This is a genomic window from Streptomyces sp. NPDC048419, from assembly GCF_043200415.1.
Classification (GTDB): domain Bacteria; phylum Actinomycetota; class Actinomycetes; order Streptomycetales; family Streptomycetaceae; genus Streptomyces.
Genome location: NZ_JBICXT010000005.1, coordinates 115303 through 138173, shown reverse-complemented (window position 1 = coordinate 138173; position 22871 = coordinate 115303). Strand labels below are relative to the sequence as shown.

The window sequence follows — 22871 nt, the reverse complement described above, 5'->3', positions numbered from 1 at the left end:
CCATAGGTTCTTGTCCACGGGGACGGAGGCCTTCTCGAAGGCCCCGATTCCGTGTTGTACTTGCATATCCGTCGGGCTGGTTCATCCCAGTCCTCCGAGACGCCGAGAGGAGGCGATTGAAGTGATCAGCATCAGCAACAGCTCCGTCAGCACCGCCAAACTGACCGATCCCTCGGTCGTCTCCGCGTGCATGCTCGGCGTTTCCCACCAGGGCACCGGCCTGTCCGGCATTCCTGCCACCGGTCCGGCGTCCGCCCCCGTGTCTCTCGCGGGCCTTCCCGTCCGTGAGCGCAATGAGCGACCGATCAAGGCACTGGAAGCAGTAGAGGCACAGGCACAGGCCTATGCCTTTGCGGCGGCCGGTGCCGGAAGCCGGAAGCAGACGACGCAGCACCACCTGATGTGGGCCTTCCGTGGGCCAGATCCCTGGAGTGATCCAGCCTGATCATTGATCAGGCCGGCGCCTTCAGGGCCGCGGAACCCCACCCGGGATCCGCGGCCCTTCTGTTTGTCCCCATCACCTGGGGACGACGGAGCGAAGGGGCCTCGGGACAAGAAAAGAACCCGGTACCAGCCGACCACCGACCCAACAGGGCCGGAACGACCAGACGAGGAAGAACAACCGTGCAACTCGAAGCGCACGCCCCGTCCGTACCGCCTTCAGACACGATCCCCAAGCCCGGCCCCACGGAGGACTCCACCTTGATCCCGCTCACCGCGCTCACCGCGCTCGACGACGCCATCGAGAACCTCGGCGTACCCGTCCCGTGCCGCTCGTACGACCCCGAGGTCTTCTTCGCCGAGTCGCCGGCCGACGTCGAGTACGCCAAGTCCCTCTGCCGCACCTGCCCGCTGATCGAGGCCTGCCTCGCCGGCGCCAAGGAGCGGCGTGAGCCCTGGGGCGTCTGGGGTGGCGAGCTGTTCGTGCAGGGCGTTGTCGTCGCCCGGAAGCGGCCGCGTGGCCGCCCGCGCAAGAACCCGGTCACGGCATGAACACCGCAGGCACGATCGACCGTCCCCTCACGAACGACCCCAAGAAGCAGGCCCCGATGAAGCCGTCCACCAACGAGTCCACCGGCTCCGCGATCGAAGATTTCACCACCACCGGCGTGACCGGCTCACGCCAGAACAGGACCCGAGAGATGCAACTCATCCCAGAAGCCCTGGCTCGTGCGCATATGCACGACCGGCTGCATGAGGCCGAGCGGGAACGCCGGGCCGTGAGCCTGCTGGTCGCCCGTCGGATGCAGCGCCGGGCCGAGCGCGCCTCGCGCCGTGCTCGCCGTGCGCTGGCCGTGGCGGTCATGCAGTAAGCAACCACACCTTGAAGCGGTGGCCTCCCCACACGTGGAGGCGAAAGCTCCTCGCGGGGGCCGGTCCGTCCGAACGGACCGGCCCCCGCGGTGTGTTCAGGCGGCGGCGCGGATCACGCCTCCACGACCTCGCCTTCGCCCTCGTCGTCCTCCTCCATGACGAAGCCCGGCAGCCACTCCTCCAGCTCCTCGCGCAGCCGCACCGTCGCACCCAGCTGGCACAGCACGCCGATCGTGCTCAGCGTCACCCGGTGGATCAGCAGGTAGGCCGGCGGCAGGTTCAGCCGCTTGCCCAGCTGGTAGGCGGGGGAGCGGACGTCGGCGATACGGGCCGCCTGGCTGCGCATCCAGCCGCGGGTGAAGGTGAACTCGTCGGCCCTGGCCGGTTCGATGATCGGCAGCAGGTAGTCGAGGACGGCGCTCGGGTCCAGCTCTATGGAGTCCTTGACGAAGCCCTCCGCGCAGAGGAGTTCGTAGACGGCCTCCGCGTCGCCGTCGATCGTCATGCGCAAGGAGTCGCCGATGGGCGTCGGCAGGCCGCCCGGGAGACGGTCGACCGTGCCGAAGTCCAGGACGCCCAGACGCCAGTCGTCCTCGCCCTCCGGTCCGCCGGGCAGCAGACGGAAGTTGCCCGGGTGCGGGTCGGCGTGCAGCAGTCCGGTGCGGGCCGGGCCCGAGAAGAGGAAGCGGGCCAGGAGCTGACCGGCACGGTCGCGCTGCTCCTGGGTGCCGTCCGCGATGATCTCCGACAGCGGCACGCCGTCGATCCACTCGGTGATGAGTACCTGGTCGCACTGGTGGACCACGCCCGGTACCACGACGTCCGGATCGTCCACGAACTCGTCGGCGTGGGTCTGCTGGGCCTGGGCCTCCAGGGCGTAGTCCAGCTCCTCCGAGACCCGATCCCTGAGCTCGGCGATCAAGGGTTTGATGTCCATTCCGGGGATGAGCGGACCCAACAGCCTGGCAAAGCGGCCCAATTGACTCAAGTCAGACAGGAGGGCCTCACCGGCTCCCGGGTACTGCACCTTGACTGCCACCTCGCGGCCGTCGTGCCACACCCCGCGGTGCACCTGCCCGATCGACGCCGCCGCGGAGGGCTTCTCCTCGAACTCGAGGAAGAGGTCGGCCCAGTCCTCGCCGAGCCGCTCCCCGAGCACCCGGTGCACGGTGCTCGTCGGCATCGGCGGCGCCGCCTCCTGCAGCTTCGTCAGCGCCGCGCGATAGGGACCGGCGACCTCCTCGGGCAGCGCGGACTCGAAGACGGACAGGGCCTGGCCGAACTTCATGGCCCCGCCCTTGAGCTCGCCGAGCACCTTGAACAGCTGCTCCGCCGTGCGCTGTTGCAGCTCGCGGCCGACGATCTCCGCGGACTCGCCGACGATCCGCTTGCCGAGCCCCCAGGTCGCCCGCCCGGCGAAGCCGAGCGGGAGCGCGGCGAGCTTGGCGGTCCGGGTGACCGCCTTGCGCGGAAGATCAGACATGCGCCCTCCAAGTCCCTGCCGGCCGCACCGCATCTGCCTCACGGCACAACGTCTTCGGCGACCGTTGCCCCTCCATTGTCCCGTGTGACTCCTCGTCCTTAGAGGTGTGTTCTCCCTTACCTTTCTCCGCCGCACCGCAGGGGCATGCCGGATGCGCCCAGACGGGCCGTGCGTGCCAGGTCAGGCCCGGGAAGGAAACCTCCCAGCGCGCGCCCGCGCTCGTCGGGACCTGCCCGTCCAGGAAGGAGAGGGCGTGCGCCGCCGCGAACCCCGCGACCGTTGTGGCCAGTGTCACATCACAGGCTCGTGACGGACGTGGCGGCCCCGAACGCCACTGTGCCACCAGACGGGGCCAGGCCGGATCCCGGTCGCTGCGCGCCTCGTGCAGACAGCCCGCGCAGCCCGTCTCGCCGGGCAGCACGAGGGGACCGACGACACCGGTCGCCTCCACGACGCCGGCGTACAGGTGCGGCGTGCCCGAGGCGATGAGCGGTTCCGCGGTGGACGGTGCGGGTGCGTGCACGTCGACGTCGTCCCGCGGGGCCAGGATCACCAGGGAGAAGCCGGGCTCGCCGTCCGGGAGGGGAGCCTTGCGGTGGCGGCGCGGCGGGCGGTACGGAGCGGACCGGCGCACGGACTGCCGGGCGGCCTCGTCCCTGCGGTCGCCGACGGACCCGGCAGGCAGTCCCCCCGGTGCCACGTCCTCCGCCTCGACGCGGCCGACGTCCCGCACGTCGACCTCCCCGATGCCCGCGGCCGCCAGCAGCGAGGCCAGCGTGGTGCCCACCCGGCCCGCACCCCGCACCTGCACGCGCAGTGAGCGGCGCGCCGCCAGCCGCCGCATCGCCTCGCCGGGTCCGGTGGTGACCAGTGACAGTGAGGCGAGGTCCGGACGCAGCCGGGCCATGGCCTCCTTCTTGCCGCGCAGCTCGTCGGCGTCCGGCCCGCCGCCCTTGGCGTCGTCCAGGAGCCCTGCCCGGGCCAGCCGCCGCACCAGTGCGTCGACATGACCGTCGGGCAGATCCATCCGGCGCCCCTCCTCGCGCAGAAGGGGCAGCCCGCGGGTGCCGTTGAGCAGGTCGAGAAAGCTGCCCGTCGCCGTGTCCATCGGGCCGAGCGTCAGCGCGTGCGCCGGTGCCATCCCGAACTGCACGGTGTTGAGGTCGCGCCAGCCACGCCGGAGCGCGGGCTTCATCGCCGGAGCAACCGGAGCAACCGCAACCTCTGCATCCATCACAGCCATGACAGGCCCCCGTAAGCCTTCGTAGAACATCTCTGGCCGTGGAGCCTGGTCGTGGCGTCCCCGGTGAGAACCAGCATGCCCAAACCGGCCGACAGCCGTCGAAAGTTGTCCACAGCCTGCGAGCATTCGTCATACAAATCAAACGCCTGGTGGGCGATCGGCACGGAACCGTCCCGGAGTCGGGACTTCCCCCATGTGCAACAGGTAACGTCGGGGCGTGCCCGCCGACCCACTGCACAGCGCCGGAACGCCACAGCGCAGTACGACGAGCCAGCCGCCGAGCGGCTCGGGGACGAGCGCGATCGAGGTCCGCAGGAGCGCCCGTCGACGCAGGACGGTCTCCGCGTACCGCGAGGGCGATCGCACCGTTGTACTCATCCCTGCCCGGATGTCCGAGGCGGAGGAGCAGCGCTGGGTGACCGTCATGCTCGACAAGCTGGCCGCCCAGGAGAGCAAACGGGTTCTGGGCGACGGCGAGCTGGCCGAGCGCGCCGAGCGGCTGTCGGCCCAGTACTTCGACGGACGCGCCCGGCCCACCTCGGTGCGCTGGGTCACCAACCAGAACACCCGCTGGGGCTCGTGCACTCCATCCGAGGGCAGCATCCGGCTCTCGCACCGGCTGCAGGGCATGCCCGAGTACGTCGTCGACTACGTGCTCGTCCACGAGCTGGCGCATCTGCTGGTCCCCGGGCACGGACCCCGCTTCTGGCGCCTCCTCGAGGCCTATCCGCGCACCGAGCGGGCCCGGGGATACCTCGAAGGCGTGGTCGCCGCCGAACGCCTGCCGCATCTGCCGGGCGCGCGCCCGGAGTGAGGGCCGCTCCCGCAGGGGGGCGGCCGTTGTGTACCGGGTCTGTACCGACTTCTTCCGGTGTCCGAGTTTGCCGTTAGCCTGGCGCGACGCACTCGCATTCGGGATGGGGGACGGTCGTTACGCATGGCCAGGGAATTCCAACGCGGCCACAAGGCCAGGATCAGTGACCTCACCGCGGGCACTGATCTGTACGTAGGCGTGCAGATCAGCGGTCCCGGACTGACCTTCGACATCAGCTGCTTCGGTCTCGACGCCGACGAACGGCTCTCCGACGACCGCTACTTCGTCTTCTTCAACCAGCCGAAGTCGCCCGAGGAGTCCATTCAGCTCCTGGGTACGCAGGCCGGGGACACGGAGTCCTTCCGGGTCACGCTCGACAAGATCCCGGCGCAGATCCAGAAGCTGTCGTTCACGGCGACCCTCGACGGCGCCGGGCAGATGTCGCAGATCGCCCCCGGATACATCCGCATCGTCGCAGGCGGCGAGGAGGTGGCCCGGTACTCCTTCAACGGCTCGGAGTTCTCCACCGAACGAGCCGTGATGCTGGGCGACTTCTACCTGAAGGACGTGTGGCGCTTCGCCGCCGTCGGACAGGGCTTCGACGGCGGTCTCGACGCGCTGCTGAAGAATTTCGGCGGCGAGGTCGCCGAGGAGGAGCAGCCCGCGGCGCCCGCCCCGCAGCAGGCGCAGAGCGGTGCCACGCCCGGCTTCGCCGCGCCGGCGTTCGGCGCCCCGGCGGCTCCGGCCCCCGCGCCCGCCGCGGCTTCCCAGGGCTTCGCGCCGCCCCCGGGACAGACCCCGCCTCCGGCACCGGCGCCCGCCGCGGCTCCGAACGTCCACGCCGCGCCCACCATCATCGCGCCGATGACCCCGCCCGGTGGCGCCCCGGTGCCGCCCCCCGGCCCGGCGCCCACCCCGTACGGCCAGCCGCCCCAGCAGCAGCCGTACGGTCAGCCCGGTGCTCCGGCCGCCCCGCCGCCGCCCGGCTACGGCCAGCCCCAGGCACCGCACGCGCCGACCCCGCCGCCCGGATACGGCCAGCAGCCGCCCTTCGGGCAGGTCCCGGCGCAGCAGGGTTACGGCGTCCCGCAGGGCGCTCCCCAGGGTGGCGCCGGAGTGACCGCGGCGCTGCAGAAGTTCAAGGAGACGCCCACCGGGCAGCGGTGGACGCAGCAGAACAAGAAGCTCGTCCGCGTCGACCTGGGCATCGGCGGCCAGCCCGTGCTCGCCCGGCAGGGCAGCATGGTGCTCTACCAGGGCAAGGTCGACTTCGGCTACAAGGGCGCAGGGTTCGCCGGCCGCATCGTCGGCAACGCCACCGGCCAGGAGATGCAGCTGATGCGCTGCACCGGCCAGGGCCAGGTGTTCCTCGCCGAGAGCTCCACCCACCTGCACCCCATCGAGCTCCAGGGCGACGCGATCTGTGTCTCCGCGGAGAACGTCCTCGCCTTCGACGAGAGCCTTCAGTACGAGGTCCGCCGGATCGAGGGACACGGCATCCCCGGGGGCGCGCTGTTCACGATGCAGTTCCAGGGGACCGGCACGATCATCGTCAAGACGCACGGCACGCCCGTGGTGCTGCCGGTCACGCCGACCACCTTCGCCGACTGCAACGCTGTCGTGGCCTGGTCGGCGGCCGCCCAGGTGATCGTCTCCAGCCAGGTCCGCATGCGACGCAACGCCTACCCGGGCGACACCGGCGAGAGCGTCAACCTCCAGTTCCGGGCCGCCCCCGGCAACTTCGTCGTCGTCCAGCCCTACGAGGTCTGAGGGAGCCCGTCATGAACCAGCCGCTCGCGGGCTACGCCCCCGCACCCGTCACCGCGCGCATGGAGAACCACGGCAACAACATGCTGAAGGTCGCCATGCAGACCGGGAACGACCTCCTCGCGCGCGTGGGGTCGATGGTCGCCTACGAAGGCTTCATCCAGTACGAGCCCAATCCGCCGGCCGTGCGCCAGATCGCCCGCGACTGGATCACCGGCGAGGGCGCGCCTCTGATGAAGTGCTCCGGGGACGGACTGCTCTACCTCGCCGACTACGGCGCCGACGTCGTCGTCGTGAACCTCAACGGCGACGGCATCTCCGTCAACGCCACCAACCTGCTCGCTTTCGACGCGTCCCTCAGCTGGGGCGTCGAGCGGGTCAAGGGGCTCGCCAAGTTCGCCGGCCAGGGCCTGTGGAACACCAAGATCTCAGGGCAGGGCTGGGTCGCGCTGACCTCCCGGGGCAAGCCGATCGTCGTCGACTGCGGCGGCGGTGATGACGAGACCTACGTCGACCCGGACGCGCTCGTCGCCTGGTCCCCGAACCTCAAGGTGAAGGGCAAGCGCAGCTTCAAGGCGCAGTCGCTGATCGGCCGCGGCAGCGGCGAGGCCTACCAGATGGCCTTCTCCGGTCAGGGCATCGTCGTCGTCCAGCCCAGCGAGGACAGCACCGACCGCCTGCGGTTCCGGGGCTGAGGGGGAGCCGAAACACCATGCAGAGTCCGCTTTTCGCCTTCAATGACTCGCAGTCCCAGGAGCGCTACAGCCTGCAGAACAAGCAGATGCTGCGGGTCACGCTGCAGGGCCACGACGACATCCTGGCCCGCAAGGGCACCATGGTCGCCTACCAGGGGCTCGTCGAGTTCGACGCCGAGTACCAGAGCACCCAGCAGGCGTACGCGCGTGCGGCCACCGGCGAGGGCCTCAGCCTGATGCGCTGCCACGGCCAGGGCACGGTCTTCTTCGCCAACCTCGCCCAGCACATCCATGTGGTGGACGTGGAGCAGGACGGCCTCACGGTCGACAGCAGCTACGTGCTCGCGATGGACTCCTCGCTGCACCACGAGGTCATCGCCGTCGACAGCCAGTACGGCATCTCCGGCTCCGGGAAGTACCAGCTCAACATCACCGGCCGCGGCCAGGTCGCCCTGATGACCTCCGGTGCGCCGCTGATGATGCAGGTGACGCCCGACAAGTACGTCAACTGCGACGCCGACGCGATCGTCGCCTGGTCGACCAGCCTGCGCGTCCAGATGCAGGCCCAGACGCACTCCTCCGGGGTGTGGCGGCGCCGCGGCAACACCGGTGAGGGCTGGGAGCTCAGCTTCATGGGCAGCGGGTTCGCGCTCGTCCAGCCGAGTGAGCTGCTGCCGCCGCAGAACGCCCAGATCGGTTCGGGCCTCTCCGCGCAGTACGGCATGGGGCAGCACGGAGCGCGGGCGCAGAACCAGGGGAACGTCTGGAGCTGAGCGTCCGGAAAACAAACGTAAGGGGCGCCCGCATCTGCGGGCGCCCCTTACGTCTGCCGGCTGTTCACAGGCGCGCGCGGGTCGCCTCCAGCAGCCGTACGACCGACTCGTCCGCCACGTCCGCCACCTCGCCGTAGGCGAACCAGCGCAGGTCCAGCGACTCGTCGCTGATCTCCTGGACCGCGTCCGTCGGCGCCACCACCGCGTACTGCACGTCGAAGTGCCAGTGGCAGGGCGCCGGGATGGAATGGCGGTCGAGGCGGACCGGGCCGCCCGGCAGCAGCGTGAGGCCGGAGATGCCCGACTCCTCGGTCGCCTCGCGCAGCGCCGCCGCCGCGAGGGAGGTGTCCTCCGGCTCGCAGTGGCCGCCCATCTGGAGCCACATCCGCAGCTTCTTGTGGAGGGTCAGCAGGACCCGGCCCCGCTCAGGGTCGATGACCAGGGCGCTCGCCGTGATGTGTCCCGCGTGGCAGGCCTTCCACAGGCCGTCCGGATGGGCCGCCAGGTGGTCCAGGTACTCCTGGCGCAGCTCTTCCTGGCCCTCGTACCCCTTCAGGACGAGGACCACGTCGTCGTACAGGCTCACTCGGTGTCGTCGCCCTTGGCGTCGTCGTCCTCGGTGTGCCCCTTGGGCTCGTCCTTGAGTCCGTCCTTGCTCAGGTTCGGCTTCTCCGCGGAGCCGCCGGCAGCCTCGCCGAGCATCTTGTCGAGCTCGGAGAAGTCCAGCTGCTCGCGGTGCACGAAGCCGTCCGGGTCGTCCAGGTCGGAGGCCGTGGGCAGCATGTCCGGGTGGGCCCACAGGGCGTCCCGTCCGTCGACACCGCGCGCGTCCGTGAGCGAGGCCCACAGGCGGGAGGCGTCGCGCAGGCGGCGCGGGCGCAGCTCCAGGCCGATCAGCGTGGCGAACGTCTGCTCCGCCGGACCGCCCGTCGCACGGCGGCGGCGCAGGGTCTCGCGCAGCGCGTCGGCGGACGACAGGCGCGGCTTCGCGGCCGCGTGGACGACCGCGTCCACCCAGCCCTCCACGAGCGCCAGAGCCGTCTCCAGGCGGGCCAGGGCGGCCTTCTGCTCCGGGGTGTCCTCCGGCTGGAACATGCCCTGCTGAAGTGCGTCCTGCAGCTGCTCGGGGTTCTGCGGGTCGAACTGGCCGACCACGTCCTCCAGCTTGGCCGTGTCGACCTTGATCCCGCGCGCGTACCCGTCGACCGCGCCGAACAGGTGGGAGCGCAGCCACGGCACGTGCGCGAAGAGGCGCTGGTGGGCGGCCTCGCGCAGGGCGAGATACAGCTGTACCTCCTCCTTCGGCACGCCCAGGTCCTTGCCGAACGCCTCGATGTTCACCGGCAGCAGCGCGGCCTTGCCCGCCGGGCCGAGCGGCAGGCCGATGTCGGTGGAGCCGACGACCTCGCCCGCGAGCACGCCGACGGCCTGCCCGATCTGCGTGCCGAACATGGCGCCGCCCATGGAGCGCATCATGCCGATCAGCGGGCCGGCCATGGCCTGCATCTCCTCCGGCAGGACGTCGCCCATCGCCGCGCCGACGCGCTCGGCGACCGGGTCGACGAGCTCCTGCCACGCGGGCAGGGTCGCCTCGACCCACTCCGCGCGGGACCACGCCACCGCGGAGCCGGCGCCGGACGGCAGCGACGTGGCGTCGTCCAGCCACAGGTCGGCAAGGCGCACGGCCTCCTGGACCGTGGTGCGCTCGGCGGGGCCGATGCTCGAGTCCTTGGTGCCGTCAGGGGTGCCCTGGGAGACCGTCTGGCGGGCGATCTGCTTGGCCATGTCCCAGTTCACCGGGCCGCCCTCGTAAGAGAGCATCTGGCCCAGCTGCTGGAAGGCGGCGCCCAGGTCGTTGGGGTTCAGCGATCCGAACATGGCAGCGAGCGGATTGTCCGCGCCGGGGCCGCCAAAGCCGCCTGCGCCGGGCAGCCCGCCATAACCGAACGGGTTGGCCGGGCCCTGACCACCACCGCTCTCCTGGTCCTTCTTCTTGCCCTCGTCGCCGTCTTCCGGCTCCTCCGGCGGAAGGCCGAATCCGAATGGGGTGTCACTCACGGGATTCCTCGGCTGGTAAGGCCGCCGGTTCTCTCCGACGGCACGACTGCCCGATAACACCACCCAGCGTAGACACCATGGGCGGTTCGGGCCTCGGTGCTTCGCCGACTCTTGGCCTGCGGCAGGATGGATGCCACCTGGTACGGACGCGTCACTCGCGTTCTTACTGAAGACAACCGCTGGAGACGCCCGGTGAGTTCCCCAGATCCGCAGGTTCGCGCAGCGCGAAACGAGTCAACCCCGCCGACGGTGCGCGGGCCCGTCGTGGCGGTCACCGGCGCGGCGTCCGGCATCGGCGCCCTGCTCACCGAACGTCTGGCCGCTTCGGACCAGATCAAGCAGGTCATCGCCATCGACGAGCGGCGCGGCGAGTGCGAGGCGGCGCAGTGGCACATTCTGGACGTGCGGGATCCGGCCATCGCGGACAAGCTCCGCGGCGCGGACGTGGTGGTGCACCTGGCGCTCGATCTGGATCTGGAGACCGACCCCGCCGCCCGTACGGCCTACAACGTGCGCGGGACGCAGACCGTGCTGACCGCAGCGGCGGCGGCCGGGATCCACCGGGTCGTCCTGTGCACCTCCGCGATGGTCTACGGGGCGCTGCCGGACAACGAGCTGCCGCTGTCCGAGGACGCCGAGCTGCGGGCCACCGCCGAGGCCACCGGGGTCGGCGACCTGCTGGAGATCGAGCGGCTCGCGCGGCGTGCCCCGCGCGCGCACCCGGGGCTCAACGTCAGCGTCGTACGGCCCGCGGTGCTGGTCGGAGGCACGGACACCGCGCTGACCAGGTACTTCGAGTCGCCCCGGCTGCTGGTGGTCGCCGATTCGCGGCCCGCCTGGCAGTTCTGCCACGTCGAGGATCTGTGCAGCGCCCTGGAGTACGTCGTCCTGGAGAAGGCCGAAGGGGAGCTCGCGGTCGGCTGCGACGGATGGCTGGAGCAGGAGGAGGTCGAGGAGCTCAGCGGGATCCGGCGGATGGAGCTGCCGTCCGCGGTGGCCCTCGGGGCGGCCGCCCGGCTGCACCGGATCGGGCTGACGCCGTCCCCGGCCGGTGACCTGGCGTACACGATGTACCCCTGGGTGGTGAGCGGGAGCCGGCTGCACGACGCGGGCTGGCGCCCCCAGTGGACCAACGAGGAAGTGCTCGCGGAACTCCTCGGTGAGGTCTCCGGACGGCACACCGTCGCCGGACGCCGCCTGGGCCGCAAGGACGCGACGGCGGCCGGCGCGGCGGGTGCGACGGTGGCTCTGCTGGGCGCGGCGGCGGTGGTTCGCAGGGCGCGGAAGGCACGGCGCCGCATCTGAGGACGGGCGGGCCCCCGGCCGGGGGCGCCCTTGCCACGCGTCCTTTTGCGCCGCCCCTGTAGAACACTCCAAGCCCCCACGCGCGCGTGCCGGTCGAAACGTCTATTCCGTGTTGTCACGGGAGTGCGGCACGATGGGGCCATGGCACCCACGAACGACCATCCCGGTGAGCACGCTGCGCAGGAGCCCATCAAGCTGATCGCCGTGCGGGAGACCGCGCTGTCGCTGGACGAGGTCTTCAAGGCCGTCGGGGACGAGGCGGCCGGGGGGATCGCCCTGTTCGTGGGGACCGTGCGGAACCACGACGGGGGCGCGGACGTCGATCAGCTCGGCTATTCGTGCCATCCCAGTGCCGAGGCCGAGATGCGGCGGATCGCCGAGAAGGTCGTCGCCGACCACCCGGTGCGGGCGCTGGCCGCCGTGCACCGGATCGGTGACCTGGACGTGGGCGATCTCGCCGTCGTCGTCGCCGTGTCGTGCCCGCACCGGGCCGAGGCCTTCGAGGCCTGCCGGAAGCTGATCGACGACCTCAAGCACGAGGTGCCCATCTGGAAGCACCAGACCTTCTCCGACGGCACGGAGGAGTGGGTGGGGGCCTGCTGAACACCCCTGTGCCGTCCTCGGGTTGCGTAACCCCACCCCTGCCGTGAGCGTTGTCAGTGCGGATGGTTAATCTGCTGATCAGTCAGTTCGCGCGGTCGCTCACCGGGGTTGGGAGGTCGGCATGGGTGCGCTCCTGTGGTTGCTTATCCCGCTCTTCGCTGCGGTCGGGGCCGGGCTGTGGGGCAGCTGGGCCGGCCGGACGCGCAAGCAGCGCAACGACGGTCCCGAGCTCACCGGGTACGCCCGTTTCCGTGAGGCCATGGAGCGGTCCGACTCCGGTACGTGAGACGGCAGTGGTGGGGCTGACGGTCCGCTGACAGGGCCGTCCCGTACTGTCTTGGCATGCCACGCCGCACCGCGACGATGCTCGCCTCCACCCTGATGCTGATCGCGCTCCTGTGCGCGGGAGTGTTCATCCCCGTGCCGTACTCGGAGATGTCCCCGGGACCGACGGTGAACACGCTCGGGAACCACGACGGCGAGCCGGTGCTGCAGATCTCCGGACGCAAGACCTATCCGACCAGCGGCAACCTGAACATGACCACCGTGCGGGTCACCAGCGCCGACTACCGGATGAACCTCGTCGAGGCCGTCTACGGATGGCTCGCCCACGACAGCAAGGTCGTCCCGCACGACACGCTGTACCCGGACGGCAAGACCGAGGAGCAGTCCACGCAGGAGAACGCCGAGGAGTTCAGTCAGTCCCAGGAGAGCGCCAAGGTCGCCGCCCTGAAGGAACTCCACATCCCGGTGAAGACCTGGGTGATCGTCTCGACGGTGGTCAAGGGCTCCCCGGCGCAGGGCAAGCTGCACGCCGGTGACGTCGTCAAGGCCGTCGACGGCACGGTCGTGAAGCAGCCGGAGGACGTCGCCAAGCTGGTGACCAAGCACACCCCCGGCCAGGATGTCGTGTTCACGGTCGTGCCCGCCAAGGAGCAGGCCGCCGCCGAGAAGCAGAACAAGACGGCGACCCGCACGCAGAAGATCAAGATCACCACCACGACCTCCGACGACAAGGGCGAGAAGCGCGCCATCGTCGGGATCTCGGCCGGGACGGACCACACCTTCCCGTTCAGCATCGACATCAAGCTCGCCGACGTCGGCGGGCCGAGCGCCGGCCTGATGTTCTCGCTCGGCCTCTACGACAGGCTCACGCCCGGCAGCCTGACCGGCGGCAAGTTCGTGGCCGGCACCGGGACGATCGACGACGACGGCAAGGTCGGCCCGATCGGCGGCATCCAGATGAAGACAGTCGGCGCGCGCAACAAGGGCGCGCAGTACTTCCTGACACCGGCCGACAACTGCTCGGCCGCCGCCAAGGACACCCCCGGCGGGCTCACCCTGATCAAGGTGAACACCATCGACGACGCCCTTGGCGCGCTGAAGGACCTCCGCGCGGGCAAGACGTCCGACCTGCCGAAGTGCACGGCCAAGTAGGACGCGGCCAGCCGGTTACTCCTCGAAGGTCGCCGCCAGAGCCTGGGCCAGACCCGGCACCAGTTCGGAGCCCGTGAGGACCTCCGTCGGCGTGTCCTTCTCGCGCAGGCGCAGGGCCGAGTCGCGGGAGCCGTCGCGCAGCACCGCGACCGTCATACGGACCTCCTGGCGTTCCGGGTGGTCCGCCACCCACTTGGCCAGGCCGGCCTCGTCCAGGTTCTCGGGGACCTGGGCCTCGGCGGACGGCGGCAGCATCAGCCGCTCCACCGTGAGCGCGCAGCCGGCCACCGCGTCGGGCCAGGCGATCGTGGCGAGGAACTCGTCCAGCGGCTTCCCGGCCGGGATCTCGTCCTGCTCGATCGGGGTGAGACCGCTGGTCTCGGAGCCGTCCTCCAGGCCGAGCTGGGCCGCGAGGGCGGGTTCCTGGGACCGCAGCCGGGCGGTGTCTACGAGGGCGAAGAGGCGGGCGGGCTGGTCCCAGCCGAGGCCGGAGGTGTACTCGTCGATCTCGAGTACGGCCCGGGTGAGCGGGTTCGCTGCCATGGGAGTGTTGGACATGGTCACAATCCTGCCTCGTTCATGGCCGGAATCGGGAACCGAGTAAACGGTGAGTAAGTTGCATAGGTGTGGGCCCACGATCACGGGGGGCCACGGCAGACCCGTGAAGACGCGGGCCTGACGTATCGACAGCGAACTTCGAGGTGCGCACCTTGGCTTTCCAGATGCCGGACCGCGGCGGAGGCCCGACGGGGCCGCGGATCAGAGTGGGCCGCCCGTCCCGGCGTGTCCGGACCCTGCTCATGACACTGGGCGTCCTGGCCGTCATCGGCATGGCGTTCACCATGTTCGCGGGGTTCTGGACCGAATGGCTCTGGTACCGCTCCGTGAAGTACTCGTCCGTCTTCACCACCACGCTGTGGACGAAGATCGGGCTGTTCTTCGTCTTCGGTCTGCTGATGGCCCTGGCGGTCGGCTTCAACATCTGGCTGGCGCACCGCATGCGGCCGCCGCTGAGCGCGATGTCGATGGAGCAGCAGAGCCTCGACCGCTACCGGATGGGCATCGCGCCGTACAAGACCTGGCTGCTGCTCGGGATCACCGCCCTGGTGGGACTGATCGCCGGTGCCTCGGCATCGAGCCAGTGGCGCACCTGGCTGATGTGGGTCAACGGCGTGCCCTTCCACCAGAAGGACCCGCAGTTCCACCTCGACGTCTCGTTCTACGCCTTCGACCTGCCCTGGTACCGCTTCCTGCTGGGCTTCGGCTTCGCGGCGGCGATCCTGTCGCTGATCGCCGCCGCGCTCACGCACTACCTGTATGGCGGGCTCAGGATCACTTCCCCGGGCGCGCGTGCCACCGCGGCCGCGACAGGGCATCTGTCGGTGCTGATCGGCTTCTTCGTCGCCCTGAAGGCGGTCGCGTACTGGCTCGACCGGTACGGCCTCGCGGTGAAGTCCAGCGACTTCAAGGCGACGGACAACTGGACGGGCCTGAGGTACGTCGACGCGAACGCCTACCTGCCGGCGAAGACGATCCTGTTCTGCATCGCCGTCATCTGCGCGCTGCTGTTCTTCGCGACGCTGTGGCGGCGCACCTGGCAGCTGCCCGTCATCGGCTTCGGCCTGATGGTGCTCTCGGCGATCCTGATCGGCGGGCTCTACCCGGCGATCGTCCAGAAGTTCCAGGTCCAGCCCAACGAGCAGGCCAAGGAAGCGCCGTACGTCCAGAAGAACCTCAAGGCGACGCGTGAGGCGTACGGCATCGACGGCGCCAAGGTGACGGACTACTCGGGGACGAGCAAGACCAAGGACAAGGCCACGCTGCGCGACGACGTCGACTCCACGGCGAGCATCCGCATCCTGGACCCGAACATCGTCTCGCCCACGTTCCAGCAGCTCCAGCAGATCAGGAACTACTACGCGTTCCCGACCAACCTGGACGTCGACCGGTACAGCAAGGACGGCAAGAACGCCGGGGATCAAGACACGGTCATCGGTCTGCGCGAGCTGAACCTCAACGGCATTCCGAAGAACAACTGGATCAACGACCACTTCCGCTACACCCACGGCTACGGCGTGGTGGCCGCCAAGGGCACCGACGCGGACGCCAACGGCCAGCCGGTCTTCACCGAGTACGACCTGCCGTCCAGGGGCACCCTTGGGACCTACGAACAGCAGGTCTACTACGGTGAGAAGACCACCACGTACTCGATCGTCGGCGGTCCCCAGAAGGAGATCGACTACTCCGACGACAGCGGTGAGAAGACCACCAGTTACAAGGGCAAGAGCGGGGTCAACCTCGCCAACCCGATCAACCGGGCGGCGTACGCGGTGGCGTTCAACGAGCCGCAGATCCTCTACTCCGGTGCGATCGGCGAGGGTTCGCGCATCCTGTACAACCGCACGCCGAAGGAGCGCGTCGAGGCGGTGGCGCCCTGGCTGACCATCGACGGCGACGCCTATCCGGCAGTGGTCAACCACCGCATCCAGTGGATCGTCGACGCGTACACGACGACGAACGGCTACCCGTACGCGTCCCGTACGACCCTCGGTGACACGACGGCCGACTCGCTGACCGCGAACAACAACTCGCGCGCGGTGGTGGCCCAGCAGAACCAGGTCAACTACATCCGCAACTCGGTGAAGGCGACCGTCGACGCGTACACCGGTGAGGTCAAGCTCTACCAGTGGGACACCAAGGACCCGGTGCTCAAGACCTGGATGAAGGCGTTCCCGAACACGGTGAAGTCCAGGTCCTCGATCTCCCCCGACCTGATGGCCCATCTCCGGTATCCGCAGGACCTGTTCAAGGTCCAGCGCGAACTGCTGACGCGCTACCACGTCACCAACCCGACGACCTTCCTCAGCGGCAGCGAGGTGTGGCAGGTGCCGGAGGACCCGACCAACAAGTCGGGCAGCGCGGTGCCGCCGTACTACCTGAGCATGAAGATGCCCGACCAGTCGTCGCAGGCGTTCTCGCTGACGACGACGTTCACACCCAACGGCCGGGACAACCTCAGTGCGTTCATGACGATCGACGCCGAGGCGGGCAGCACCGACTACGGCAAGATCAGAATCCTGAAACTGCCGACGAGTACGACGGTCGACGGACCCAAACAGGTCCAGAGCCAGTTCAACTCCGAACAGGACATCGCCGAGTCCATCAAACTTCTCAAGGGCGGCGATTCCGACATCGAGTACGGCAATCTGCTGACCGTGCCGCTCGACGGAGGACTGCTCTACGTGGAGCCGGTCTACGTACGCGGTGGTGGACTGAAGTACCCGCTGCTGCGCAAGGTATTGGTCAGCTACGGCGACAAGACCGCCTTCGAGAACACCCTCGACGAGGCCCTCAACAAGGTCTTCGGAGCGGAGAGTTCGACCCCGCCGCCGTCGGACGAGGGGAACAACCCACCGCCGACGTCCAGCAACCCGACGGTCCAGGAAGCGCTGAACGACGCCCAGAAGGCGTTCGACGCCGGCCAGGAGGCCCTGAAGAAGGGCGACTGGCAGGCGTACGGGAAGGCGCAGAAGGACCTGGAGGACGCGCTGCAGAGGGCCGAGGACGCGCAGTCCAAGGCCGACAAGACAGGCGGCGGCAGCGGCGGGAGCAGCAGTGCCAAGCCGACCGCCGGTGCCAAGCCCACCAGCAGCGCAAAGCCGAGCGGCAGCCCGAAACCGAGCGGCAGTCCCAGTACCGGCGGCAGTGCCGGCGGGTAGCCGGCCGCCGCTGATCAAGTCCGCCCCGCGTCGTGGTACGGTTGGCACACAACGACGCGGGGTGGAGCAGCTCGGTAGCTCGCTGGGCTCATAACCCAGAGGTCGCAGGTTCAAATCCTGTCCCCGCTACTGAAGTCGAAGGCCCGGATCCTTAAGGATCCGGGCCTTCGTGATGTGCGAACGCATGTGCCGGTGCGAGGTACCGCCGTGCCCCCTCGGGGAGTTGAGCGATCTGTGTTTGACTTGTCTCTCTGTGGGCATGTCGACAAAACGCTGAAGTGACCTCACTGGCTGCGGTATACCAGGTGTACCCGGGTTGCAGGTGGTGCGACGATGGACGTTATGGGGGACAAGGCAACTCTGTTCGAGACAGGGCGATTTGTGCAGCCTCCCGAACCGGACGAAGCCGGGGAGGTGGCTGAGGAGGCCGTCGAGGAAGTTCGCCGTCGACTTGCCGCCGAGGCCGGCGACGTCGAGGCGATGAGTGTCCTCGGGGCCATGCTGCTGCGCCGCGGTGATCTCGACGGAGCCGAGCCCCAGCTGCGTGCCGCCACGGCGGCCGGTGACCGCGCCGCCGCCAACAACCTGGGAGTCCTTCTCCATCAGCGCGGGTACGCCGACGAGGCCGCCGGCTGGTGGCGGATCGCCGCCGTCGCCGGATCCGCGGCGGCCGCGCACGCGCTGGGCCGCCATCACCGCGAGCGCGGGGACGAGCCGGCCGCCGAGTACTGGCTGCGCCAGTCCGCCGAGCAGGGGCACGCCCTGGGCGCCTACGCGCTGGCCGATCTGCTGGAACACCGCGGGGACGCCGGGGCCGAGGAGTGGATGCGGACGGCCGCCGAGCACGGGCACCGTGAGGCGGCGTACCGGCTGGCGCGCGCCCTCGATCGCCGTGCGGCGCTCGAGGGCGAGAGCGGGGGTGACAACGGTGTCGAACTCCCGGTCGAGGCCGAGCAGTTCTACCGGCAGGCCGCCGCGCGCGGGCACCGGCGGGCCGCGCTGCACCTCGGCGCGATCCTGGAGCGGCGCGGCGAGCTCAAGGAGGCCGGCCGCTGGTACCTGACGTCCGCCAAGGACGGGGAGGCGCGCGCCGCGTGCGCGCTCGGCTTCCTGCTGCGGGACGCCGGTGACACCGAGAGTGCCGCCGTGTGGTGGCTCAGGGCCGCCCAGGACGGCGACGGCAACGCCGCCAACGCGCTCGGTGCGCTGCACGCCGAGCGCGGCGAGACGCAGACCGCCGAGCGCTGGTACCGGGCGGCGATGGATGCCGGGGACGACAACGGTGCGTACAACCTCGGGCTGCTCTGCGCCGAGCAGGGGCGGACCGCGCAGGCCGAGCAGTGGTACCGCAGGGCCGCGTACGCCGGGCACCGCGAGGCGGCCAACGCGCTCGCGATCCTGTTGCTGCAGGGCGGGGACACCACCGGCGCCGAGCCGTGGTTCTCCAAGGCGGCCGAGGCCGGGAGCGTGGACGCGGCGTTCAACCTGGGGATCCTGCACGCCGGACGCAGCACCGACGAGGACGCCGCGGCCGCGCTCCGGTGGTACGAGCGCGCCGCGGCCGCCGGGCACACGGAAGCGGCGCTCCAGGTCGGCATCGCCCGGCTGCGGGACGGCGAAGAGCAGGCGGCGGAGCGGCATCTGCGGTGTGCGGCGGGAGGCGGCAGTGCGGAGGCCGCGTACCGGCTGGCGACCGTCCTGGACGCCCGCCGGCCGCCCGAGCCCGCGCACGAGCTGGGGGAGCCCGCGCATGAGCGGACCGAGTGCGAGGAGTGGTACGAGCGGGCGGCCACCCAGGGGCACCGGCGCGCGCAGGTGCGGGTCGGCATGCTGGCGGCGGCCCGCGGGGACGTGGTGGAGGCGGCCCGCTGGTACCGGGAGGCGGCCGAGGCCGGGTCCCGCAACGGCGCCTTCAACCTGGGACTGCTGCTGGCCCGCGAGGGCAGCGAGCCCGAGGCCGCCGTGTGGTGGACCCGGGCCGCCGACGCCGGTCACGGACGGGCGGCGCTCCGCCTGGCCCTGGTCTACGCGCGTCGGGGTGAGCTGGCCGAGGGGCAGCGCTGGGCGGACCGCGCGGTCACGCTGGGGCCTGCGGAGGTGTCGCAGCGTGCGGCCCGGCTGCGGGACGCGCTGCGCCAGGAGCTGTCGGCCTAGCCGTCGCCGGTGTCGCGGGCGGCTCCTGGACGTGCGTTCTTAAGGATTTGCCTCTGGTCACGTCCTTGACGTAACGTTGCGTTCATCGACGCGGGGTGGAGCAGCTCGGTAGCTCGCTGGGCTCATAACCCAGAGGTCGCAGGTTCAAATCCTGTCCCCGCTACTGAAGGCCGAGGGCCGGAACCCAGAAACGGGTTCCGGCCCTCGGTGTGTTCGCAGGTCGCGGTGCTGTGTTCGCAGGTCACACTGCCCGCGGGCAGTGTGAGGCCCGTACGCAGCGTCAGGCCCGTGGGTAACAGGAAGCCCCGGCACCTCAAGGGGTGCCGGGGCTTCCGTGAAGCTCTCGGGCCGGTCTTCAGGCCGTCGCGCAGTCCGGGCAGACGCCGCGGTAGGTCACCTCGACGTCCGAGACCGCGAAGCCGAAGCGCTCCGAGTCGGGGAGGTCGGCGAGCGGGTTGCCGCCGGGACGGACGTCGCGGATCGCGCCGCAACGGGCGCAGACCAGGTGATGGTGCGGCCGGTGCGCGTTCGGGTCGTACCGCTTGGCGCGCTTGTCGGTGGAGACCTCGAGGACCTCGCCGAGGGAGACCAGCTCGCCCAGCGTGTTGTAGACGGTCGCCCGGGAGATCTCGGGCAGCTTGGCGACGGCCCGGGTGTGGACCTCGTCGGCCGTCATATGGACGTGGTCGCCGTCGAGAACCTCGGCCACGACGCGCCGCTGCGCGGTCATGCGCCATCCGCGTCCGCGCAGCCGTTCCAGAAGGTCGCTCATGCGGCCCAGCCTAACAGCAGGGGGACCATTTTCCGAACAGGTGTGATTTTGGATCTCTGCTCGACTTGGACAGAGTCCAACTTGTCTGGCCTGATCAGGGTCCCCCTGCGTGCTCAGGCGGGCACGTGCTGCCGTACCGGTGCCCAGCAGCGGATGATGTCGCGGACGGAGACGATTCCGGCGGGCTCGCCGCGGTCGAGGACGATGAGGTGGCGGAATCCACCGTGGGCCATGGCGTGGGCCGCCTCCTCCAGCGTCCAGGACGGGGCGGCGAAGACGACGTCGGTGGTGGTGTGGGCGTGGGCGCGTTCGGTGTCCGGGTCCTGGCCGAGGCCGACGGAGTTGAGGATGTCTCGTTCGGTGAGAATCCCGATGCCACCGGCGTCGGGATCGAGGACCACGGCCGCGCCGACCCTACGGGCGGACATCAGGGCGGCGGACTGTCGGAGGGTGTGGGCAGGGCCGATGGTGAGGACCACCGTGCTCATGGCGTCGCGGACGAGCATGGACTGGAGCCACCTCCTAGGGAATCCCCGGTGACCGGCGGATCCCGGTCTCCCGGGCCGCTAGTTCAGGAATTCACAAGTTCACAAGTGGGGGGACTCTCAGAGTCGCAGGTAAAGCACGGGTCAACAAGAGGGCGCGTGCGTCCAGTTCAGGGCGTGCGGAGTGACCTCGTGCTTCTCAGTAGCGCTGATTGAGATACCCCAGCAACTCGTCGTGCAGCAGGCCGTTCGACGCGGCCGCGCTGCCGCTGTGCGGGCCCGGGTGGCCGTCGAGGCCGGTGAAGGTGCCGCCCGCCTCGGTGACGATGACAGCGTTGGCGGCCATGTCCCAGAGGGAGAGTTCCGGTTCGGCGCAGATGTCGATCGAGCCCTCGGCGACCATCATGTAGGGCCAGAAGTCGCCGTACGCGCGCGTGCGCCACACCTCGCGGGACAGGTCCAGGAAGCCGCTGAGCCGGCCCTGGTCCTCCCAGCCGGTCAGCGAGGAGTACGCGAAGGAGGCGTCCGTCAGCTTCGAGACGCGGGAGACGTGCAGGCGGGAGGCCGAGGAGAGGCTGCGGCCGGAGAACGCGCCGTGCCCCTTCGCGGCCCACCAGCGGCGGCCCAGGGCCGGAGCGGAGACCACGCCGACGACCGGCTGGAAACCGGTCTCGCCCGCCTCCATCAGGGAGATCAGGGTGGCCCACACCGGGACGCCGCGGACGTAGTTCTTGGTGCCGTCGATGGGGTCGACCACCCACCGGCGCGGGCCGGTGCCCTCCAGGCCGTACTCCTCGCCGAGCACCGCGTCGCGTGGGCGGGCGCGCTGGAGCTGGCCGCGGATGAGTTCTTCCGCCGCCTTGTCCGCCTCGCTCACCGGGGTCATGTCCGGCTTCGTCTCGACCTTGAGGTCGAGCGCCTTGAAGCGGTTCATGGTGGTCGCGTCCGCGGCGTCGGCGAGGACGTGGGCGAAGCGGAGGTCGTCGAGGTAGTCCGGCATGGAACGAACGCTATCCACCGAGGTTGGGAGGGGGCCAGCGGCCCCCGCTTACGGTTTGGCGGCACATTGTCGGCATCTCGACGGCACACGGTGGCCGAAGGGCGCCCCCCGCGCGCCCTCGCGAACCCTTGACAGTGCCCCCGGGCGCGTCAAATCTGGGCGCAGAGCCGCTCGCCCCTGGGAGGCGATGATGCCTGCAGCGCGGGAATCCCTACTGGACGCCGCGTACACGGCGCTGGCGCGCCGAGCGTGGTCCGCCGTGCGGATGGTCGACGTCGCCGCGGTGGCGGGAGTGTCCCGTCAGACGCTCTACAACGAGTTCGGCAGCAAGGAAGGTCTCGCCCGGGCCCTGGTCAGAAGGGAGGCGGACGCGTATCTCGCCGGAGTCGAGCGCGCGCTCGCCACGCACGGCGACGCCCGGGAGCGGCTGACCGCGACGGCCGAGTGGACCGCCTTCACCGCCCGCGACAACGCACTGGTACGGGCCATGCTGACCGGCTGCTGGAGCGAGCGCCTGCCCTCTCCGACGCTGTCCGCGGTCCCGTCCTCCTCGGCGGTGCCGGCGCAGCGGCGGGCGGACGGCCCGCTGCCGTCGCCGGGCGACTTCGTGGCGATGGTCCGTGACCGGGCCGTGGCCGTGCTGTCGGGGCCCGGGGCGCTCAAGTCGGACACCGCGGAACTGGCCCGCTCCTGCGAGCTGGTGGTGCGGATCGCCCTGTCCTGCGTGGCGGCCCCGCCGGGCGAGGGAGGCGTCGCGGACCTGGTCCGCACGGCGCTGCCCCGGCCGCAGGCGGTTCCCGACGCAGGGCGTGCCTAGGGGGGTCTGGCAATTCCCGCCTGCCCCGCGGGCGGACGACGGGAATCGTCAGAGACCCCTCAGTGCGCCGAGCCCGACAGCTGCAGGCCGATCACGCCCACGATGACCAGGCTGATCGAGATGAGCTTGAGGGTGGAGACCAGGTCGCCCAGGAAGATCATGCCGTAGATCGCGGTGCCCGCCGCGCCGATGCCGGTCCACACGGCGTAGGCGGGGCCGACGTCGAGCTTTCTCAGGGACAGGGTCAGCAGGCCGAAGCTGCCGAGCGCGAATATGCAGAACGCGATCGTGGGCCACAGCCGCGTGAACCCGTGCGAGAGCTTGAGGCACACGGCGAAACCGGTCTCGAGCAACCCGGCCACCACCACCAGCAGCCACGCCATGTGCTGTCCTCCCGTAGGTCCGGCTGGGTGCGATTATGCACTTACCGGA

23 protein-coding genes and 2 tRNA genes are annotated in these 22871 nt (G+C 70.2%); 16 read left to right on the top strand and 9 right to left on the bottom strand.

What is annotated here, in order from left to right; translation table 11 throughout:
- Positions 1 to 121: 121 nt before the first annotated feature.
- The 3 genes from ACGFYN_RS13430 (at position 122) to ACGFYN_RS13420 (ending at position 1313) form a co-directional block, all read left to right on the top strand.
- Positions 122 to 445 (top strand): hypothetical protein, encoded by a 324-nt coding sequence (locus ACGFYN_RS13430; RefSeq protein ID WP_393865944.1) that lies wholly within the window; start codon positions 122 to 124, stop codon positions 443 to 445.
- Between the two features lie 179 nt (positions 446 to 624).
- Positions 625 to 993 (top strand): WhiB family transcriptional regulator, encoded by a 369-nt coding sequence (locus tag ACGFYN_RS13425; RefSeq protein ID WP_016437873.1) that lies wholly within the window; start codon positions 625 to 627, stop codon positions 991 to 993.
- Complete coding sequence (locus ACGFYN_RS13420) at positions 990 to 1313, top strand: hypothetical protein (RefSeq protein ID WP_393865943.1); 324 nt, start codon at positions 990 to 992, stop codon at positions 1311 to 1313. Before ACGFYN_RS13425 ends, ACGFYN_RS13420 begins: the two co-directional genes overlap by 4 nt.
- Positions 1314 to 1426: 113 nt before the next feature.
- On the opposite strand, the gene ACGFYN_RS13415 is transcribed toward ACGFYN_RS13420, so the two are convergent.
- Both ACGFYN_RS13415 and ACGFYN_RS13410 read right to left on the bottom strand, forming a co-directional pair.
- Positions 1427 to 2797 (bottom strand): ABC1 kinase family protein, encoded by a 1371-nt coding sequence (locus ACGFYN_RS13415; protein WP_393865942.1) that lies wholly within the window; start codon positions 2795 to 2797, stop codon positions 1427 to 1429.
- A complete protein-coding gene (locus ACGFYN_RS13410) occupies positions 2790 to 3992 on the bottom strand; it encodes a TOMM precursor leader peptide-binding protein (RefSeq protein ID WP_393865941.1) in 1203 nt (400 codons plus the stop codon). The genes ACGFYN_RS13415 and ACGFYN_RS13410 overlap by 8 nt, the downstream gene beginning before the upstream one ends.
- A gap of 265 nt (positions 3993 to 4257) precedes the next feature.
- Here ACGFYN_RS13410 and ACGFYN_RS13405 point away from each other — a divergent pair, with 265 nt between their 5' ends.
- The 4 genes from ACGFYN_RS13405 to ACGFYN_RS13390 all read left to right on the top strand — a co-directional run bounded on the left by ACGFYN_RS13405 (position 4258) and on the right by ACGFYN_RS13390 (position 8089).
- Positions 4258 to 4854 carry a M48 family metallopeptidase gene (locus tag ACGFYN_RS13405; RefSeq protein ID WP_393865940.1) on the top strand — a complete coding sequence of 199 codons (597 nt, stop codon included), beginning with the start codon at positions 4258 to 4260 and terminating at the stop codon, positions 4852 to 4854.
- Positions 4855 to 4977: 123 nt separating this feature from the next.
- Entirely contained in the window at positions 4978 to 6624 is a 1647-nt protein-coding gene (locus ACGFYN_RS13400) for a TerD family protein (RefSeq protein ID WP_393865939.1), read from the top strand.
- Between the two features lie 11 nt (positions 6625 to 6635).
- On the top strand, positions 6636 to 7316 hold the full coding sequence (locus ACGFYN_RS13395; RefSeq protein ID WP_393865938.1) for an AIM24 family protein: 681 nt from the start codon (positions 6636 to 6638) through the stop codon (positions 7314 to 7316).
- A 17-nt stretch (positions 7317 to 7333) separates the two neighbouring features.
- Positions 7334 to 8089: an AIM24 family protein gene (locus ACGFYN_RS13390; protein WP_393865937.1), complete on the top strand. Its 756-nt coding sequence runs from the start codon at positions 7334 to 7336 to the stop codon at positions 8087 to 8089.
- Between the two features lie 64 nt (positions 8090 to 8153).
- Here ACGFYN_RS13390 and ACGFYN_RS13385 read toward each other — a convergent pair whose 3' ends face one another.
- Together ACGFYN_RS13385 and ACGFYN_RS13380 are read right to left on the bottom strand one after the other, a co-directional pair.
- The gene (locus ACGFYN_RS13385) at positions 8154 to 8675 is read right to left on the bottom strand and encodes an NUDIX hydrolase (RefSeq protein WP_393865936.1); all 522 of its coding nucleotides are present in this window, start codon (positions 8673 to 8675) and stop codon (positions 8154 to 8156) included.
- The gene (locus ACGFYN_RS13380; RefSeq protein WP_393865935.1) at positions 8672 to 10147 is read right to left on the bottom strand and encodes a zinc-dependent metalloprotease; all 1476 of its coding nucleotides are present in this window, start codon (positions 10145 to 10147) and stop codon (positions 8672 to 8674) included. The genes ACGFYN_RS13385 and ACGFYN_RS13380 overlap by 4 nt, the downstream gene beginning before the upstream one ends.
- 192 nt (positions 10148 to 10339) lie before the next feature.
- On the opposite strand from ACGFYN_RS13380, the gene ACGFYN_RS13375 reads away from it, so the two are divergent.
- The 4 genes from ACGFYN_RS13375 to ACGFYN_RS13360 all read left to right on the top strand — a co-directional run bounded on the left by ACGFYN_RS13375 (position 10340) and on the right by ACGFYN_RS13360 (position 13492).
- Entirely contained in the window at positions 10340 to 11452 is a 1113-nt protein-coding gene (locus ACGFYN_RS13375; protein WP_393865934.1) for an SDR family oxidoreductase, read from the top strand.
- Between the two features lie 141 nt (positions 11453 to 11593).
- Positions 11594 to 12055: a molybdenum cofactor biosynthesis protein MoaE gene (locus tag ACGFYN_RS13370; RefSeq protein WP_393865933.1), complete on the top strand. Its 462-nt coding sequence runs from the start codon at positions 11594 to 11596 to the stop codon at positions 12053 to 12055.
- A 121-nt stretch (positions 12056 to 12176) separates the two neighbouring features.
- Positions 12177 to 12341 carry a hypothetical protein gene (locus tag ACGFYN_RS13365; protein ID WP_393865932.1) on the top strand — a complete coding sequence of 55 codons (165 nt, stop codon included), beginning with the start codon at positions 12177 to 12179 and terminating at the stop codon, positions 12339 to 12341.
- Positions 12342 to 12397: 56 nt separating this feature from the next.
- Positions 12398 to 13492 carry a PDZ domain-containing protein gene (locus tag ACGFYN_RS13360; protein WP_393865931.1) on the top strand — a complete coding sequence of 365 codons (1095 nt, stop codon included), beginning with the start codon at positions 12398 to 12400 and terminating at the stop codon, positions 13490 to 13492.
- Positions 13493 to 13507: 15 nt separating this feature from the next.
- On the opposite strand, the gene ACGFYN_RS13355 is transcribed toward ACGFYN_RS13360, so the two are convergent.
- Positions 13508 to 14050 carry a PPA1309 family protein gene (locus ACGFYN_RS13355; RefSeq protein ID WP_393865930.1) on the bottom strand — a complete coding sequence of 181 codons (543 nt, stop codon included), beginning with the start codon at positions 14048 to 14050 and terminating at the stop codon, positions 13508 to 13510.
- Positions 14051 to 14214: 164 nt separating this feature from the next.
- On the opposite strand from ACGFYN_RS13355, the gene ACGFYN_RS13350 reads away from it, so the two are divergent.
- The 4 genes from ACGFYN_RS13350 to ACGFYN_RS13335 all read left to right on the top strand — a co-directional run bounded on the left by ACGFYN_RS13350 (position 14215) and on the right by ACGFYN_RS13335 (position 19528).
- Positions 14215 to 17211, top strand: coding sequence for a UPF0182 family protein (locus ACGFYN_RS13350; protein WP_393866257.1), 2997 nt, complete (start codon positions 14215 to 14217; stop codon positions 17209 to 17211).
- Positions 17212 to 17266: 55 nt separating this feature from the next.
- Positions 17267 to 17340, top strand: a tRNA-Met gene (locus ACGFYN_RS13345).
- Between the two features lie 204 nt (positions 17341 to 17544).
- A complete protein-coding gene (locus ACGFYN_RS13340; RefSeq protein ID WP_393865929.1) occupies positions 17545 to 19365 on the top strand; it encodes a sel1 repeat family protein in 1821 nt (606 codons plus the stop codon).
- Between the two features lie 89 nt (positions 19366 to 19454).
- Positions 19455 to 19528, top strand: a tRNA-Met gene (locus ACGFYN_RS13335).
- Positions 19529 to 19720: 192 nt separating this feature from the next.
- Here ACGFYN_RS13335 and ACGFYN_RS13330 read toward each other — a convergent pair.
- The 3 genes from ACGFYN_RS13330 to hisN all read right to left on the bottom strand — a co-directional run bounded on the left by ACGFYN_RS13330 (position 19721) and on the right by hisN (position 21622).
- Entirely contained in the window at positions 19721 to 20137 is a 417-nt protein-coding gene (locus tag ACGFYN_RS13330; protein ID WP_393865928.1) for a Fur family transcriptional regulator, read from the bottom strand.
- Between the two features lie 113 nt (positions 20138 to 20250).
- Positions 20251 to 20643 (bottom strand): cyclic nucleotide-binding/CBS domain-containing protein, encoded by a 393-nt coding sequence (locus tag ACGFYN_RS13325; protein WP_393865927.1) that lies wholly within the window; start codon positions 20641 to 20643, stop codon positions 20251 to 20253.
- Between the two features lie 178 nt (positions 20644 to 20821).
- Positions 20822 to 21622, bottom strand: a complete 801-nt coding sequence (hisN, locus tag ACGFYN_RS13320) for a histidinol-phosphatase (RefSeq protein WP_393865926.1) — start codon at positions 21620 to 21622, stop codon at positions 20822 to 20824.
- Positions 21623 to 21812: 190 nt separating this feature from the next.
- On the opposite strand from hisN, the gene ACGFYN_RS13315 reads away from it, so the two are divergent.
- Positions 21813 to 22439: a TetR/AcrR family transcriptional regulator gene (locus ACGFYN_RS13315; protein WP_393865925.1), complete on the top strand. Its 627-nt coding sequence runs from the start codon at positions 21813 to 21815 to the stop codon at positions 22437 to 22439.
- 59 nt (positions 22440 to 22498) lie between these two features.
- On the opposite strand, the gene ACGFYN_RS13310 is transcribed toward ACGFYN_RS13315, so the two are convergent.
- Positions 22499 to 22822: a DMT family transporter gene (locus ACGFYN_RS13310; RefSeq protein WP_393865924.1), complete on the bottom strand. Its 324-nt coding sequence runs from the start codon at positions 22820 to 22822 to the stop codon at positions 22499 to 22501.
- Between the last annotated feature and the right edge of the window lie 49 nt (positions 22823 to 22871).

What these genes read in the sequence shown, in the direction of transcription:
- ACGFYN_RS13350 (WP_393866257.1), top strand. Translation starts at nt 14,215, where the DNA reads ATGCCGGACCGCGGCGGAGGCCCGACGGGGCCGCGGATCAGAGTGGGC.
- ACGFYN_RS13325 (WP_393865927.1), bottom strand. Translation starts at nt 20,643, where the DNA reads ATGCTCGTCCGCGACGCCATGAGCACGGTGGTCCTCACCATCGGCCCT.
- ACGFYN_RS13400 (WP_393865939.1), top strand. Translation starts at nt 4,978, where the DNA reads ATGGCCAGGGAATTCCAACGCGGCCACAAGGCCAGGATCAGTGACCTC.
- ACGFYN_RS13330 (WP_393865928.1), bottom strand. Translation starts at nt 20,137, where the DNA reads ATGAGCGACCTTCTGGAACGGCTGCGCGGACGCGGATGGCGCATGACC.
- ACGFYN_RS13370 (WP_393865933.1), top strand. Translation starts at nt 11,594, where the DNA reads ATGGCACCCACGAACGACCATCCCGGTGAGCACGCTGCGCAGGAGCCC.
- ACGFYN_RS13340 (WP_393865929.1), top strand. Translation starts at nt 17,545, where the DNA reads ATGGACGTTATGGGGGACAAGGCAACTCTGTTCGAGACAGGGCGATTT.
- hisN (WP_393865926.1), bottom strand. Translation starts at nt 21,622, where the DNA reads ATGCCGGACTACCTCGACGACCTCCGCTTCGCCCACGTCCTCGCCGAC.
- ACGFYN_RS13415 (WP_393865942.1), bottom strand. Translation starts at nt 2,797, where the DNA reads ATGTCTGATCTTCCGCGCAAGGCGGTCACCCGGACCGCCAAGCTCGCC.
- ACGFYN_RS13355 (WP_393865930.1), bottom strand. Translation starts at nt 14,050, where the DNA reads ATGTCCAACACTCCCATGGCAGCGAACCCGCTCACCCGGGCCGTACTC.
- ACGFYN_RS13390 (WP_393865937.1), top strand. Translation starts at nt 7,334, where the DNA reads ATGCAGAGTCCGCTTTTCGCCTTCAATGACTCGCAGTCCCAGGAGCGC.
- ACGFYN_RS13310 (WP_393865924.1), bottom strand. Translation starts at nt 22,822, where the DNA reads ATGGCGTGGCTGCTGGTGGTGGTGGCCGGGTTGCTCGAGACCGGTTTC.
- ACGFYN_RS13420 (WP_393865943.1), top strand. Translation starts at nt 990, where the DNA reads ATGAACACCGCAGGCACGATCGACCGTCCCCTCACGAACGACCCCAAG.
- ACGFYN_RS13315 (WP_393865925.1), top strand. Translation starts at nt 21,813, where the DNA reads ATGCCTGCAGCGCGGGAATCCCTACTGGACGCCGCGTACACGGCGCTG.
- ACGFYN_RS13410 (WP_393865941.1), bottom strand. Translation starts at nt 3,992, where the DNA reads ATGAAGCCCGCGCTCCGGCGTGGCTGGCGCGACCTCAACACCGTGCAG.
- ACGFYN_RS13365 (WP_393865932.1), top strand. Translation starts at nt 12,177, where the DNA reads ATGGGTGCGCTCCTGTGGTTGCTTATCCCGCTCTTCGCTGCGGTCGGG.
- ACGFYN_RS13360 (WP_393865931.1), top strand. Translation starts at nt 12,398, where the DNA reads ATGCCACGCCGCACCGCGACGATGCTCGCCTCCACCCTGATGCTGATC.
- ACGFYN_RS13395 (WP_393865938.1), top strand. Translation starts at nt 6,636, where the DNA reads ATGAACCAGCCGCTCGCGGGCTACGCCCCCGCACCCGTCACCGCGCGC.